This is a genomic window from Rufibacter tibetensis (assembly GCF_001310085.1).
Classification (GTDB): domain Bacteria; phylum Bacteroidota; class Bacteroidia; order Cytophagales; family Hymenobacteraceae; genus Nibribacter; species Nibribacter tibetensis.
Genome location: NZ_CP012643.1, coordinates 1,939,355 through 1,952,509, shown reverse-complemented (window position 1 = coordinate 1,952,509; position 13,155 = coordinate 1,939,355). Strand labels below are relative to the sequence as shown.

The window sequence follows — 13,155 nt, the reverse complement described above, 5'->3', positions numbered from 1 at the left end:
ATTGACTTGATCTAGATCAAGCGAAATTGATGATATCAGTCAAGAGAAAAGGGGCCTGATTGAGAGAGATTTGCAGTGTTACTTCTCCACTCATCAGACATGGCAACAAGCACTTACACTATCTATAAAGGAACCAACACCCTGGCCGGCGGCTTGCTGGTGAACCGGCTTCTCCCCAATACTTCTACTCCATCTATAGGCGCATTTGTGCTCTTAGAACATGTATATCCGGTTACTATAGGAGAGGAGAATACCTCTGTTGTAAAGGGTGAGACAGCCCATCCGCACCGCGGCATGGTGACATTGAACTATGTGCTGAGTGGCAGCCTTGCGCACTCAGACAGCCAGGGCAACCATGCCACGATACAAGCGGGAGGCGTGCAGTGGCTCAAAGCGGGCAATGGAATTCTGCACGAGGAAACCCCATCTAGCTCCGGGCATCCGGCAGAACTGTTCCATGCGCTCCAATTCTGGATCAACCTGCCAGCCACTCATAAAAAAGAAGAGGCAACGCATAGAAGTATTCAGGCCCAAGAAGTGCCAGAGCTGGAACTGCCTGCTTACGCCGGTAAAATGCGGCTTTTATTAGGCGGTTTTGGCTGTAGCGCTGCTGTATTGGAGACTTTCAACAAGGAGTTCATCTACCACATCAGACTCAACCCTAAGTCCAGCTATGTGTTAACGCTAAAGGCCAAACAGGAATGCGCTGCCTTTGCTCCGGCCGGGGAGGTGGAGGTAAACGGAGAAGCTATCAAAAACAGTGAACTCATTCTTTTCGGCCAAAACACGACGGCAGTAGAAATTAAGAACGGGAACATTGCCGCGGTAGATGTTTTCCTCTTCGGGAGTGAGGCTTATAGAGAGCAGGTAGTCAGCGAAGGCCCCTTCGTGATGAACACCAAAGCCGAAATAGCAGAAGCCTACCGCGATTTTTTTGACCAAAAGTATGGGCAGATTCCCTACCTGGTCGCCTCCTGATCTTCCTCTTTTCAAAGGAACCTGGTGAACATCACCCTACAACTGCCTTCTTCTAAACTCTTATCTACTCAACTTCTTAAAACTATCCTCATGAAAGCTACCTCCCATTTCAATCTTGCCGTCGCTCTAAAGCAAACAACTTTCGGCAAACGCGCTTCTCGTTTATTAGTGCACCTTTTGTGTGGCATTGTCATGATTGTCTTTAGTGGGCTGGTTCAAATGGCCAACGCGCAGGACAGTGTGACGGTGGCTGTTGCCCCGGAGTATGAAGAGGCGGGCAACGTGCACCGCATGTTCCTGGGAACCAACTACCGCAAAGTCTGGGCAACGCCCGTGAAAATGCGGGTATGGCGCCTGAACCAGGAGAAAGGTGGCCTGATCATCATCAAAAGAGGCGGCGGTATGCAGACCAAATCCTTACGCCTTCAGGATGCCACTGGGAAAGAATGGGTGCTCAGGAGTATTCAGAAAGACCCTCAGCGGGTGTTACCCGAAAATTTAAGAGGAACCTTTGCTAAAGACGTTCTCCAGGACCAGATCTCTACCTCACACCCGTACGCGGCGCTTACCGTGCCGCCTCTTGCCGCGGCACTGGGCGTCCTGCATGCTAAACCAGAAATAGTATATGTGCAAGATGATCCTGCTTTAGGAGAGTATCGGAAAGATTTTGCAGGCCAGGTTTTCTTGTTTGAGGAACGGGAGCCGTCTGGCCCCAACGGGAGTGACAATACTGGTAAAGTACTGAAGAAAGTACAGGAAAGCCCCAAAACTACTGTGAACCAGCGTAGGGTGTTGCGGGCACGTCTGCTGGACATGGTGCTGGGCGACTGGGACCGGCACGAAGACCAGTGGCACTGGCAGGAAGAGAAAGGAGCGCAAGGCACCGCGTTTGTGCCCGTTCCCCGCGACCGTGATCAGGTATTCACCCTCACCTCGGGCATTGTGCCAAAAGTGGCGTCGTGCAAGTGGCTTATGCCCAGGTTCCAGGGCTTTCATGAAGAAGTACGCGACATCAACGGGTTCAATTTCAACGCCCGCTATTTTGACAGACTGTTTCTGCATGAGCTGAATGACCAGGATTGGAAAGCTGAGATTGAGTCTGTGCAAGCGGCTTTAACAGATCAGGTGATAGAAACTGCCGTGAGACAGATGCCTGCCGTTATCTATGCCTTGTCAGGCGAGGAAATCATGCAGAAACTGCTTTCCCGCAGGAACCTGCTAGAGCAGGAGGCCCTGAAATATTATAGGTTCCTGTCAAAGGAAGTAGACGTGCCGGCATCTGATAAAGGAGAAGTGCTGCAGGTGCACTATGCGCAGGGTGGGGCGGTTGAGGTGAAGCTTTTCAAAAAAGCAAAAGATGGAAGCAATGGGCCGGTGCTTTACCAGCGCGTGTTCCTGCCGAAAGTAACCCAGGAGGTGCGGTTGTACGGCAGGGGAGGCAAAGATGAATTTCTGGTAACCGGCAATTCTCCCTCTCCCATCAAAGTACGCCTCATAGGCGGCGACGGAGAGGACACCTATCAGGTACAGAGTACCGGAAAAGCGGGCCAACTGCTGGTGTATGACAGAGCAGACGAGGAAAATGTGTTACCAACTGGTGCTGTCGCCAGGCTGAAGACTTCCAAAGACTCTTTGGTAAATCACTATAATCCCAGAAGCTTCCAATATGACAGGGTGATGCCTTTGGTATCAGGAGGCTACAATGTGGATGAAGGCCCTTTTCTGGGAGCAGGCTTGCTGTACACCCGCCACGGATTCCAGAAAGAGCCCTTTGCCGCCCGGCACAGGCTCATGGTGGGGCATGCGGTCACTACCAAAGCCCTCTTTGCCCGTTACACCGGTGATTTTACCAAAGCCATTGGGCAGTATGACCTGCACGTAGACGTTGATGCCAAAGCACCTACCAACGCCAGTAACTTCTTCGGGATAGGCAATGAAACCCGCTTTCTGAAAAATGAAGGAAGCTCCATCAAAGACTACCGCACCCGCTATGATTTTGTCTCGGCACAAGTAGCCCTGAACCGTTCTCTGGGGCAGCACTGGCGTGCCTCTGCTGGCTTGCAAGGGCAGTTTTATTCAAACAAAGCCTCTGAGCAAACCAGTCGCATCATGCAGCAATACAACGCAGTGCACCCAGAGGAACAAGTATTTTCCACGAAAGTCTACGCGGGACTGGTGGCAGGCCTGACATTAGATACCCGCGACAACACCTGGTTACCCACCAAAGGCCTGCACTGGAAAACTACTTTCACGGGCTTAAGGCAACTCAATAACCAGCAGGACGCTTTGGGACTAGTAGCTTCTGAACTGAGCTTCTACCACAGTCTGGGTAGGGAAGCACGGCTTACGCTTGCCAACCGCATAGGAGGTGGAACAACCGTGGGTGACCCAGCCTTTTTCCAGTTGCTATATTTAGGCGGAAACACCAACCTGCGCGGATTCAGGAACTACCGGTTTGCCGGAGAGCATATGGCCTACCACAACCTGGAACTCCGTCTGAAACTGTTTGACTTTTCTTCTTACCTCTTGCCGGGCACCTTTGGCTTGGTAGGCTTCAACGACATGGGCCGGGTTTGGGCCGAGGGTGAATCCTCCAAGCAATGGCACCATGGCTACGGCGGTGGCTTCTACCTGGTGCCCGCCCAGATGTTCCTGATACAAGCGGGAGTAGGTATGTCAGTAGAAAGCACCACACCTTACGTGGCTCTTGGATTCAGATTCTAAGCCTTCCATTTAAGAACAACCTAGCTAAAACAATAACCAGTAACCCCAAAACTTATCCATTATGAAAACGAACAGCACAGCAATTGACATTCTGCAAGAGTTGGAAGCAGAGCAGCCTGTAAAAGCAGGGAAAAAGAAAAAGGAGAAAGTCGACAAACCTACCAAAGGCATTGAAACCTTGTTCAGGGTTACCTCTAACAACAGTCAGCAACTAAGTAATCAGGCAGATGCGAAGGCCAATATATTAATCACAGTAAATTCCATCATTATCTCCGTGCTGCTGGGTGCTATTATCAAAGGCATTGAAAGCAATAACTACCTAACCGTTCCCTCGCTCATGCTGCTGGTGGTTTGTCTTATTACCATCGTCTTCTCTATTCTGTCTACCCGGCCGCATGTTCCCCAAGGCACCTACACCCAACGTGAAATCAACGAGAAAAAGGCCAATCTGTTGTTTTTTGGTAACTTCTACAGCATGCCTTTTGATATCTATGCCCAAGATATGCTCCAGTTGATGGAAGATAAAGACTTTCTGTACCTAAGCCTTATCAAGGATGTTTTTAGCCAAGGCGGAGTGTTAGGGAAAAAATACAAGCTCCTGAAAATAGCCTATGATGTCTTTATGTTTGGCTTGATCATTTCAGTTATTGCTTTTGTAATTGCCTTTTGTTTGCAAGCAGCTAATTAGCCAAAAGAAAAAGAGGCTTGTTACTGCCTCCCTTCCTGTAAACGCGTTTCTGATCTGTTTCTATTAAATCAAGCTAAAAACAAGGTTATTCTAACTCTTCTGTCTGTAACTGACGTTCATACAAGGCGCGGTACAAGCCCTCAGGTTCCAGCATCAGTTCCTCGTGGGTGCCGTTTTGCACCACTATGCCATCGTCCAGCACCAGAATGCGGTTGGCCAGTTTGACGGAGCTTACGCGGTGCGAGATGATGATAGACGTACGGTTGGCCATCACGCGCTGCAGGCTGTTGAGAATAGCGTTCTCGGTCTTGGTGTCTACCGCCGAAAGGGAGTCATCCAGAATCAGGATTTTAGGCTCACGCGCCAGGGCACGGGCAATGGAAACACGTTGTTTCTGTCCGCCGGAGAGCGTGATGCCACGCTCGCCCAGCACAGTGTCAAACTGCGCCGGGAAGTGCATGATGTTTTCGTAGACATCAGCGTCTTTGGCGGCTTGCAGCATCTTCTCTTCAGGCAAGGCGTCTACCCCAAACCCGATGTTGTTTCTGATAGAATCTGAGAACAGGAATACGTCCTGCGGCACGTAGCCAATCTGGCTGCGCAGGTTAGAAATGTTGTAGTTCCGGATGTCTTCGCCGTCAATGAGGATTCGTCCGCCGGTAGCGTCATACAAGCGGCAAACCAAGGCCGCGATGGTGCTTTTGCCTGAGCCGGTGTTGCCAATCACCGCCAGCGTGTCGCCAGGATTAATCTGGAACGACAACTTCTTTAGGGCGTGGATGCCAGTGTCTGGGTACACAAAATCCACCTCGTCAAAGACAATGGAGCCTTGAATGTCTTTCTCCAGGTTCTTCTGTGAGATGATATCGGTTTTGGTGTTCAGGAACTCGTTGATGCGTTGCTGGGAGGCGGCGGCCCGTTGCACCAAACTAGTGGTCCAACCCAGGGCAGTTACCGGCCAAGTGAGCATGTTCACGTAAATCAGGAATTCGGCAATCACCCCCGGCGTAATGCTGCCGTTGATCACTTCCTTTCCGCCGTACCACACCGTAATAATCGTGCTCAAGCCAATCAGAAACAGAATAAGTGGGAAGAACAGCGAGTTTACGAAGTTCAGCTCCAGTGATTTGTCTTTATAGGTGTTGCTAGCCGTGGTGAAGTTGGCGTGCGAATCCTGCTCCCGCACAAACGATTTTAGTACCCTAATGCCCGAGAACGCCTCCTGCACAAACGTGGTAATGCCCGAAAGGCTTTTCTGGATTTCGTCTGACTTGCGCTCAATGATGTTGTTCACGTAGTAGATGCTCACACTCAGAATAGGCAGTGGCAGCAGTGTGTAAATGGTGAGCTCCACGTTCACTGAGAGCATGTACGGAATCACCATCAGGAACAGTACCAGCAGGTTAATGCCATACATGATGGCCGGCCCCAGGTACATCCGAACGCGGCTCACGTCTTCAGAAATACGCGCCATTAAGTCACCGGTATTGTTCTTGCGGTAGAAGGAGAGGGGCAGCGTCTGGTAGTGGGCGTAAATCTCGTTTTTAAGGTCGTTTTCAATTAACCGGCTCATTACTATAATCGTCTGCCGCATGAAAAACAGGAAAATACCGCGCAGCAAGGCCATGAGCACAATCACGGCGCCATAAAACAAGGTGCTGCGGGCAAAGGAATCGTATACCTGCTCCTGCTGGTCAAAGCCTTCATGCAGTTGGTACATGGTAATGCCCTCGCGCACCAGGTCAAAAGCGTGGCGCACCACCTGTGCCGGGATAATAGCGAAGATGTTGGAGACAATCACAAACACAATCCCCCAGAAGAAGCGGAACTTGTATTTGAGCAAATATTTATTGAGGTATTTGAGCGATTTCACAAGCTATGGTTAAAGAAAATACGTACTAACACTTGTTAGGAATTTTCTTGGTCTTCAAGAATATAAAATTAATTTTGCATCAAAATTACCGATTAGCTTCCCCATTATCTAACAAAGACCAACTGGTATTTCAAGGTAAAACGAAACATGATAGAAGTTAAAGAACTAACTGCCCAACAGGAAACATCTGTTTTCAGCCAAATAAGTGAGTACAACCATGAGCAAGTGGTTTTCTGCCACGACCATGATACCGGCTTAAAAGCAATCATTGGCGTGCATAATACCGTTTTGGGGCCTGCTTTGGGTGGTACCCGTATGTGGACATACGCAAGTGAGGCAGAAGCGCTGCGCGATGTGCTGCGTTTATCACGAGGCATGACATTCAAGTCAGCTATCTCAGGCCTGAATCTGGGGGGTGGTAAAGCCGTGATTATAGGTGACTCCAAGAAAGATAAGACAGAGGCTATGATGCGCAAGTTCGGGCGGTTTGTGAACAACCTGAACGGGAAGTACATCACCGCAGAAGATATGGGTATGACTACCCAGGATATGGCGTACATTGGCATGGAAACAAAGTACGTAGCTGGCTTACCAGAATCACAAGGTGGTAGCGGGGACCCATCGCCGGTAACTGCGTATGGAACTTACATGGGCATGAAAGCCGCCGCTAAAAGAGCGTGGGGCAATGACAGCCTGGCCGGTAAAAAGATATCAGTGCAGGGGACTGGCCACGTAGGCGGTTACCTGATTGACTATCTGGTGAAAGAAAACGCCCAATTGTTCATCACAGACATTGATCAGGAGCGTTTGAGACGCATTTCTGCTGCCACTGGTGCTACCGTGGTAGGACTAGACGAGATCTATGACGTGGATGTGGATATCTACTCGCCTTGCGCTATGGGAGCCACCATCAACGACAATACGCTGTCCCGCCTGAAATGCCAGGTGATTGCCGGTTGTGCGAACAACCAATTGAAAAACGAAGACATCCACGGGGCCGCTTTGGTAGACATGGGCATTGTGTATGCGCCAGACTTTCTCATCAACGCCGGTGGTATTATCAACGTGTATTCAGAAGTGAAGAGACTGAACCGCGAGTGGGCCATGCAGCAAACCGAGCAGATCTACAACACCACGTTGAACATCTTCGCCAAGGCGGAGGCCGATGGAACGCACACACAAAGAGCAGCCACTGAGATTGCGCAGAAGCGCATTGATGACATGGCCAAAATCAAGCAGACCTACTAATTGACCTCTCGCTGGAGAGAGCTAAAGATAGTGAATGCGTTTTCGGACTGGTTTGGAAAAACCGGGCCGGAAACGCATTCTGCTTTTGTGTCTGTAGAAGGCGGTACATAGGTAGCCGCTCATATGGTGATAGGGCTTCCTGGGGAAACCAAATTTACATAACTCCGGTTTGCTTCTTGCCCCTTTCCTTCGGACCTTTGCGGCTGAATTGGGGGCAGGGGCGTATAAGGCTTTCAGGCCGTCTGTTCAAACCCAACTTTCACCGTAATTTTCACGTTCACCACGTTCTTTCCTTATTATCATGCTCAACCGCAGAATACTCCGAATCAAAGCGATGCAAGCTATTTATGCCTACGTGCAGGCAGAAGGGTCAAATTACCAACTGGCCCTGGACTTGATTTCGGATAGGTTCGCCCCAGATTTAATGGCCATTGAGCCTCAAGACAGGAGAAAACTGGAAGGGCAGAAGCAGATTGCCAGTTTGCTGTTCAAAGAGTGGTATGAAACCCGCAAGTTTGATACCGAAGAAAAAGACCGTGAAATCTTAGATGCCACCCAGGCAGCCGTTAACTTTTACCAGAACTCCTTACGCAAAGACCTAAAGTACTTCGGCAATCAGATGTTGACGGCCGCTGAGGAAATCTACGACCGGTATTTGCTTACGCTGTTAGTGGCTCAGGAATTGGTTCACCAGATAGAAAGCGAAGAACAGAAAGCCGCCACCCGGTTTACCGAACGGAAAGACGTAAACCTGCGCAAGCTTTTAGAAAACAAAGCGCTGCAGAAACTGCTGGGCAACAAGTTCCTGGAGCAGCGTGTGATCCGGAGAAACCTGAGCTGGGCTGGTGAGATAGAAGTTATTCAGAAAATCTACCGCAACAACCTCAAGAAAGACGAGGAAGTGCTGGCTTATTTGGAAATTGTGGATCCTACCTATGAGCAAGACCATGATTTGCTCAAACATATCTTCAAAAACGTTATCTTTAAGGACGAGAACCTGCAAACCTTGTTTGAAGAGAAAGACCTGAACTGGGTAGAGAATAAGTCTGTGGTGAAGAACCTAGTGAATAAATCCATCAAAATGCTGGAGGAGAACACCGATGAGTACCTCGCCCTGTTAGATTTGTCGGCCAGCTGGGAAGACGATAAGGCTTTCTTTGAGGAATTGTATTACGAGACCCTGAAGGATGACGAAAAGTATGAGAAAATGATCTCTGAAAGCGTGCAAAACTGGGATGTGGAGCGCGTAGCTCTCATGGACAAAATCATCCTGAAGATGGCGCTTTGTGAGATGCATATTTTCAGAAGCATTCCCGTGAAAGTGTCTATCAATGAATATATTGATATTTCCAAAGTGTACAGCACGCCTAAAAGCAAGCAGTTCATCAACGGTGTGCTTGATAAACTTTCTCAGGACCTGATCGCCAGCGGGGCCATCCGGAAATCGGGGAGAGGGTTGCTGGATAACAAATAATCCCGGAGGGTTTTCGTTCGTAAAGAATAAGGAAGGCTTGCAGGGCCTTTGTTTTACCTCTATTTTCATGAAAATGGGCGTAAAGCAGAAACTGACAAGTGAAGCTGGTCAAGTGCCGTTGCACCTGGAAAGCTTTCTTGGAGTACCCGATGCCAAAGACTTGGGAGAATGTCTTGAGGCTGGCATCTTACTACTTGTGTCTTATAAATACTAAACACTACCTATACACTATGGGCAAAAAAACCAATGCTATCCTTGCCTTTTCCAGCGGTATCGCCACAGGTGCGGTATTAGGAATTCTGTTTGCACCAGAAAAAGGCCGGGAAACCCGTGATAAACTGAGTTTTCAATTAGAGAAATACCGCGCCAGGCTGTTAGAACTTTCTAATGACCTGATTGCCGGAAGAGAAGAGCAAGGTTCTGCTGCCAAAACAGAAGGACAGCGCGTGATCAAAGACGCCCGCGACAAAGCGGAGCGCCTTCTGCTGGACGTAGACTCTCTTATTAATGAAATAAACAGCAAAAAGGAAATATAAGCCCCTGCCCATGACAACCGTTACCCTTATTCCCGGCGACGGGATAGGTCCTGAGATCACTGAAGCCGTGAAGGCGATCTTTGCAGCCGCACAAGTGCCCATTACCTGGGAAGAAGAAAATGCCGGTCAAACTACCTTTGATTCCATAGGGGAGCTCATTCCGCAATCCTTGATTACCTCTTTGGAGCGCAACAGAATCGCTCTGAAAGGACCCATCACCACACCGGTGGGCAAAGGCTTCAAGAGCATTAACGTGCAGCTGCGCCAGAAATTCGATTTATATTCTAACGTGCGCCCAGCCAAAACCACGGCTGGCGTGAAAACCCGCTTTGACAACGTAGACTTGGTGCTGTTCCGTGAGAACACTGAAGGTTTGTACTCTGGTTTGGAGACGTATGATGAGCGCCTGGGTATCTCTGATTCCATTGCCCGGGTAACTGTAGAGGGTTGCCATAAAATTGTGCGTGCCGCGTTCCAGTATGCTGCCAAGCACAATCGTCCTAGGGTAACCGTGGCCCACAAAGCCAATATCCTGAAATCGGCGGGAAGACTCATTTTAGAGGCTGCCGCTAATGTGTCTAAGGAGTTTCCGCAGGTGCAGTGGGATGAGAAGATTATTGACAACATGTGCATGCAGCTGGTAAGCAAGCCAGAGCAGTTTGAAGTAATTGTAACGACAAACCTGTTCGGGGATATTCTTTCTGACTTGTGTGCTGGTCTGGTGGGCGGTTTAGGCGTGGTGTCTGGTGCCAACATTGGTGATGACATGGCCATCTTTGAAGCCGTGCACGGCTCTGCCCCTGATATTGCCGGTCAAGGCCTGGCTAACCCTACGGCGTTGTTGCGTTCTGCCCTCATGATGCTGGAGCACATGGGCTTGCATGAGAATGCAAGACAAATTGAGAGTGCTTTGGAGAAAACGTTGCTAAACAAAGAGCAGTGCACCCGTGACTTAGGCGGAACTGCCTCTACGTCAGAATTTGCGCAGCATATCATTTCTAATTTGTAACTTGTCCTATTCTTTTAATAGGCTTTAATTTTTATGAAAAAGCAATTTATAATCGCGTTACTTTTAGCTGGCGGCCTTTGGACCTCTAGCTGCGAGAAAAAAGCAACCACAGAAGAGACTGCTACTGCCACTGAGCAGAACGCGTCTGAAGGCAGCGCTCCTGTTGCCGCCAATGACCCCGCTACTAACCCTAACGTAGCAGGCCAGGAAGCAGTAAACCCAAATGCTCCTAAGCCGGTGATGACGTTCAAGGAAACTGAATTTGACTTTGGGAACATCAAGGCAGATAAAAAAGTAGAGCACACCTTCACGTTCACCAACACCGGTAAAGCTCCTTTGATCATTGAGAACGCTTCTGCTACGTGCGGCTGTACGGTTCCGGAATGGCCTCATGAGCCAGTAGCTCCAGGTGAGACTGGTAAAATCAAAGTAGTTTTTGACCCAACCGGCAAAACTGGTCAGCAGTCAAAACAAATCACCATCACCGCCAACACTGATCCGCAGATAAACCAGGTGGTGATCAAAACCAACATTACGGGTACTGTGCCACAGGCAGGAGCAGATGGACCTGTTCGGATGTAATGTTAGAGCAACCTATGTTAACTATCTTATTGCAAGCTACCCCAGGAGGGGCTAACCTGTATTCCAATTTCCTGTTCATTGGCTTGATCATTCTGGTATTTTACTTCTTCATGGTGCGTCCGCAGCAGAAGAAAGCAAAAGACCAGAAGAAGTTCAGGGAAGAATTAAAACGCGGCATGAACGTGGTGACCATTGGTGGGCTCCACGGCCGCTTATTAAGCATAGATGATGATACCGTCTGGATTGAAGTAGACAAGGGCATCAAGCTTAAGTTTGACAAAGTAGCGATTGCGGTAGAAGCCACTAGTCGGGTGAATGCCAATACAGAATCCACTACAAACGCGTAACCCTCACCTTGCCATTTAACAGAACAAAGCACGCCCTCCTCTGGTTACTGAGGCCTTTTTCGCCCAAGCAGAAACAGTACTGGAGGGTGGTGTTGCTTTGTTTTTTAACGGCGGGTACCTTCTGGCTCCTGAATGCCCTAAACAAGAGTTATACGGCTCAGGTCTCTTACCCCATTGAATTCAAGTATGATCCTGCTGCTCTGGTGCCGGTAAAGCCCCTGCCTGAGGAAGTAGTGATCAATGTTACCGGCAAAGGCTGGAAACTGCTCCGCAAAAACCTTCTCTTCAACGTAAAGCCGGCCGAATTAACCATCCGGAACTTATCTGCAGTGAAGCAACTGCCCGGGCAAGCCCTGCGGCCCGCAATCTCTAATGTGCTGGATGGCCTGAACCTGAACTTTGTGGTTACAGACACCATCAGCTTTGATTTTGACCGTTTAGTAACCCGCAAATTTCAACTGGCCATTGACACTACTCAGGTGAAAGTAGCGCCCGGCTATGTGTTCAAAGGCCCCGTCAAAGTACGACCAGATTCGGTGACCTTCACCGGGCCAGAACTCATCCTGAACCAGTTTCCAAATCCTTTTCTTTTAGCGCTGCCTTCCCAAAGCTTAACCGGTCCTTTCAAAGCAGAAGTGCCTCTTGCCTATGATTTTACATCTCTGGTGAAAGCAGATGTGAGCGAGGCCGAGGTTCAGTTTGGAGTCATTGCCTTTGAAAAGAAAGAGCTTCTTGTACAACCAGTTTTGCAGAACTTTCCGGTTGGCTATAGGTTACTTCTAGTGAACGGCCCGGTAGTGGTGCAATACGCTTACCTACCCCAAAACCGGGATCTGATTCAGCCCGAGCTTTTTCAGGTAGCGCTAGACTTTCAGAAGTTCAACCCTGCAGATTCTACCATTGTGCCTACTGTCCTGCAGAGGCCTCCCCATTTGAAACAAGTAGCAGTGGTGCCTGGTAAAGTGAAGATCTCTTTAACGCCGCAGTAGCCCATGTTGAAAATTGGCATTACCGGCGGAATAGGGTCTGGGAAAAGCATCGTGTGTAAATGTTTCCAGCTACTGGGGGTGCCTGTTTATGATTCTGACACCCGCGCCAAATGGGTGATGAACCATGACCCCGAACTGCGCGAACAACTCATCTCTGTCTTCGGTCCTGATACTTTTGATGCCAATCAAAACCTGAACCGGTCATACTTAAGCCAAAAAGTATTTCATAATGCCACAGAATTGGCAAAATTGAATGGCTTGGTGCACCCGCAAGTCCGGAAAGACTTTTACCGCTGGATGGAGCAGCAACAGGCACCTTATATCTTAAAAGAGGCGGCCCTCATGTTTGAGTCTAATGCCTACACGCAGGTAGACCACGTGCTTACAATCTCAGCGCCTTTGCCCCTCCGGTTAGCCCGCACCCTCCAACGCGACCCGCACCGCACCACCACCGAAGTAGAAGCGATCATCAGCAAGCAACTGTCAGAAGAAGAACGGGTGACCCGTGCTCAATTTGTGCTCTACAACGACGATACCCAACTGGTACTTCCGCAGGTAGTGCAACTGCATGAGGACTTCTTAAAGTTAGCCGCTGGGAGAAAGGGTATATAACTTCTTGGAGTACAGGTTCTAGTGAATTCCAATTCTTAAAATAAGAGGCTTACTTACAACATAAGCGTAGAATTTTCAATCCTATATTCCTTTTG

13 protein-coding genes are annotated in these 13,155 nt (G+C 49.1%); 12 read left to right on the top strand and 1 reads right to left on the bottom strand.

The genetic code is table 11. The features are described from left to right. Window positions 1–99: 99 nt before the first annotated feature. From DC20_RS07675 to DC20_RS07665, 3 genes are all read left to right on the top strand, one after another. Entirely contained in the window at window positions 100–978 is an 879-nt protein-coding gene (locus tag DC20_RS07675; RefSeq protein ID WP_062543287.1) for a pirin family protein, read from the top strand. 90 nt (window positions 979–1,068) lie between these two features. Continuing rightward, complete coding sequence (locus tag DC20_RS07670) at window positions 1,069–3,702, top strand: BamA/TamA family outer membrane protein (protein ID WP_083470264.1); 2,634 nt, start codon at window positions 1,069–1,071, stop codon at window positions 3,700–3,702. 61 nt (window positions 3,703–3,763) lie between these two features. After that, window positions 3,764–4,390 carry a Pycsar system effector family protein gene (locus DC20_RS07665; protein ID WP_062543286.1) on the top strand — a complete coding sequence of 209 codons (627 nt, stop codon included), beginning with the start codon at window positions 3,764–3,766 and terminating at the stop codon, window positions 4,388–4,390. A gap of 85 nt (window positions 4,391–4,475) precedes the next feature. Here DC20_RS07665 and DC20_RS07660 read toward each other — a convergent pair whose 3' ends face one another. Beyond that, the gene (locus DC20_RS07660; RefSeq protein ID WP_062543285.1) at window positions 4,476–6,263 is read right to left on the bottom strand and encodes an ABC transporter ATP-binding protein; all 1,788 of its coding nucleotides are present in this window, start codon (window positions 6,261–6,263) and stop codon (window positions 4,476–4,478) included. A gap of 147 nt (window positions 6,264–6,410) precedes the next feature. On the opposite strand from DC20_RS07660, the gene DC20_RS07655 reads away from it, so the two are divergent. From DC20_RS07655 to coaE, 9 genes are all read left to right on the top strand, one after another. Continuing rightward, window positions 6,411–7,511, top strand: coding sequence for a Glu/Leu/Phe/Val dehydrogenase dimerization domain-containing protein (locus DC20_RS07655; RefSeq protein ID WP_062543284.1), 1,101 nt, complete (start codon window positions 6,411–6,413; stop codon window positions 7,509–7,511). Between the two features lie 301 nt (window positions 7,512–7,812). Further along, the gene (gene nusB / locus DC20_RS07650) at window positions 7,813–8,985 is read left to right on the top strand and encodes a transcription antitermination factor NusB (protein WP_062543283.1); all 1,173 of its coding nucleotides are present in this window, start codon (window positions 7,813–7,815) and stop codon (window positions 8,983–8,985) included. 67 nt (window positions 8,986–9,052) lie between these two features. After that, window positions 9,053–9,199, top strand: coding sequence for a hypothetical protein (locus tag DC20_RS22830; RefSeq protein WP_157593090.1), 147 nt, complete (start codon window positions 9,053–9,055; stop codon window positions 9,197–9,199). Between the two features lie 16 nt (window positions 9,200–9,215). Then, window positions 9,216–9,521 (top strand): YtxH domain-containing protein, encoded by a 306-nt coding sequence (locus DC20_RS07645; RefSeq protein WP_062543282.1) that lies wholly within the window; start codon window positions 9,216–9,218, stop codon window positions 9,519–9,521. 10 nt (window positions 9,522–9,531) lie between these two features. Further along, window positions 9,532–10,530, top strand: a complete 999-nt coding sequence (locus tag DC20_RS07640) for an isocitrate/isopropylmalate dehydrogenase family protein (RefSeq protein WP_062543281.1) — start codon at window positions 9,532–9,534, stop codon at window positions 10,528–10,530. 33 nt (window positions 10,531–10,563) lie between these two features. Continuing rightward, window positions 10,564–11,112 (top strand): DUF1573 domain-containing protein, encoded by a 549-nt coding sequence (locus tag DC20_RS07635; RefSeq protein ID WP_062543280.1) that lies wholly within the window; start codon window positions 10,564–10,566, stop codon window positions 11,110–11,112. Between the two features lie 14 nt (window positions 11,113–11,126). Then, window positions 11,127–11,459, top strand: a complete 333-nt coding sequence (yajC, locus tag DC20_RS07630; RefSeq protein WP_062545865.1) for a preprotein translocase subunit YajC — start codon at window positions 11,127–11,129, stop codon at window positions 11,457–11,459. 8 nt (window positions 11,460–11,467) lie between these two features. Further along, window positions 11,468–12,448, top strand: coding sequence for a YbbR-like domain-containing protein (locus tag DC20_RS07625; RefSeq protein WP_062543279.1), 981 nt, complete (start codon window positions 11,468–11,470; stop codon window positions 12,446–12,448). 3 nt (window positions 12,449–12,451) lie between these two features. Then, a complete protein-coding gene (coaE, locus tag DC20_RS07620; RefSeq protein WP_062543278.1) occupies window positions 12,452–13,060 on the top strand; it encodes a dephospho-CoA kinase in 609 nt (202 codons plus the stop codon). Window positions 13,061–13,155 lie beyond the last annotated feature (95 nt).

Excerpts from the sequence above, each read along its gene's own strand:
- DC20_RS07645 (WP_062543282.1), top strand. The coding sequence starts at position 9,216 with ATGGGCAAAAAAACCAATGCTATCCTTGCCTTTTCCAGCGGTATCGCC.
- nusB (WP_062543283.1), top strand. The coding sequence starts at position 7,813 with ATGCTCAACCGCAGAATACTCCGAATCAAAGCGATGCAAGCTATTTAT.
- DC20_RS22830 (WP_157593090.1), top strand. The coding sequence starts at position 9,053 with ATGAAAATGGGCGTAAAGCAGAAACTGACAAGTGAAGCTGGTCAAGTG.
- DC20_RS07675 (WP_062543287.1), top strand. The coding sequence starts at position 100 with ATGGCAACAAGCACTTACACTATCTATAAAGGAACCAACACCCTGGCC.
- DC20_RS07665 (WP_062543286.1), top strand. The coding sequence starts at position 3,764 with ATGAAAACGAACAGCACAGCAATTGACATTCTGCAAGAGTTGGAAGCA.
- yajC (WP_062545865.1), top strand. The coding sequence starts at position 11,127 with ATGTTAACTATCTTATTGCAAGCTACCCCAGGAGGGGCTAACCTGTAT.
- coaE (WP_062543278.1), top strand. The coding sequence starts at position 12,452 with ATGTTGAAAATTGGCATTACCGGCGGAATAGGGTCTGGGAAAAGCATC.
- DC20_RS07640 (WP_062543281.1), top strand. The coding sequence starts at position 9,532 with ATGACAACCGTTACCCTTATTCCCGGCGACGGGATAGGTCCTGAGATC.
- DC20_RS07670 (WP_083470264.1), top strand. The coding sequence starts at position 1,069 with ATGAAAGCTACCTCCCATTTCAATCTTGCCGTCGCTCTAAAGCAAACA.
- DC20_RS07635 (WP_062543280.1), top strand. The coding sequence starts at position 10,564 with ATGAAAAAGCAATTTATAATCGCGTTACTTTTAGCTGGCGGCCTTTGG.
- DC20_RS07655 (WP_062543284.1), top strand. The coding sequence starts at position 6,411 with ATGATAGAAGTTAAAGAACTAACTGCCCAACAGGAAACATCTGTTTTC.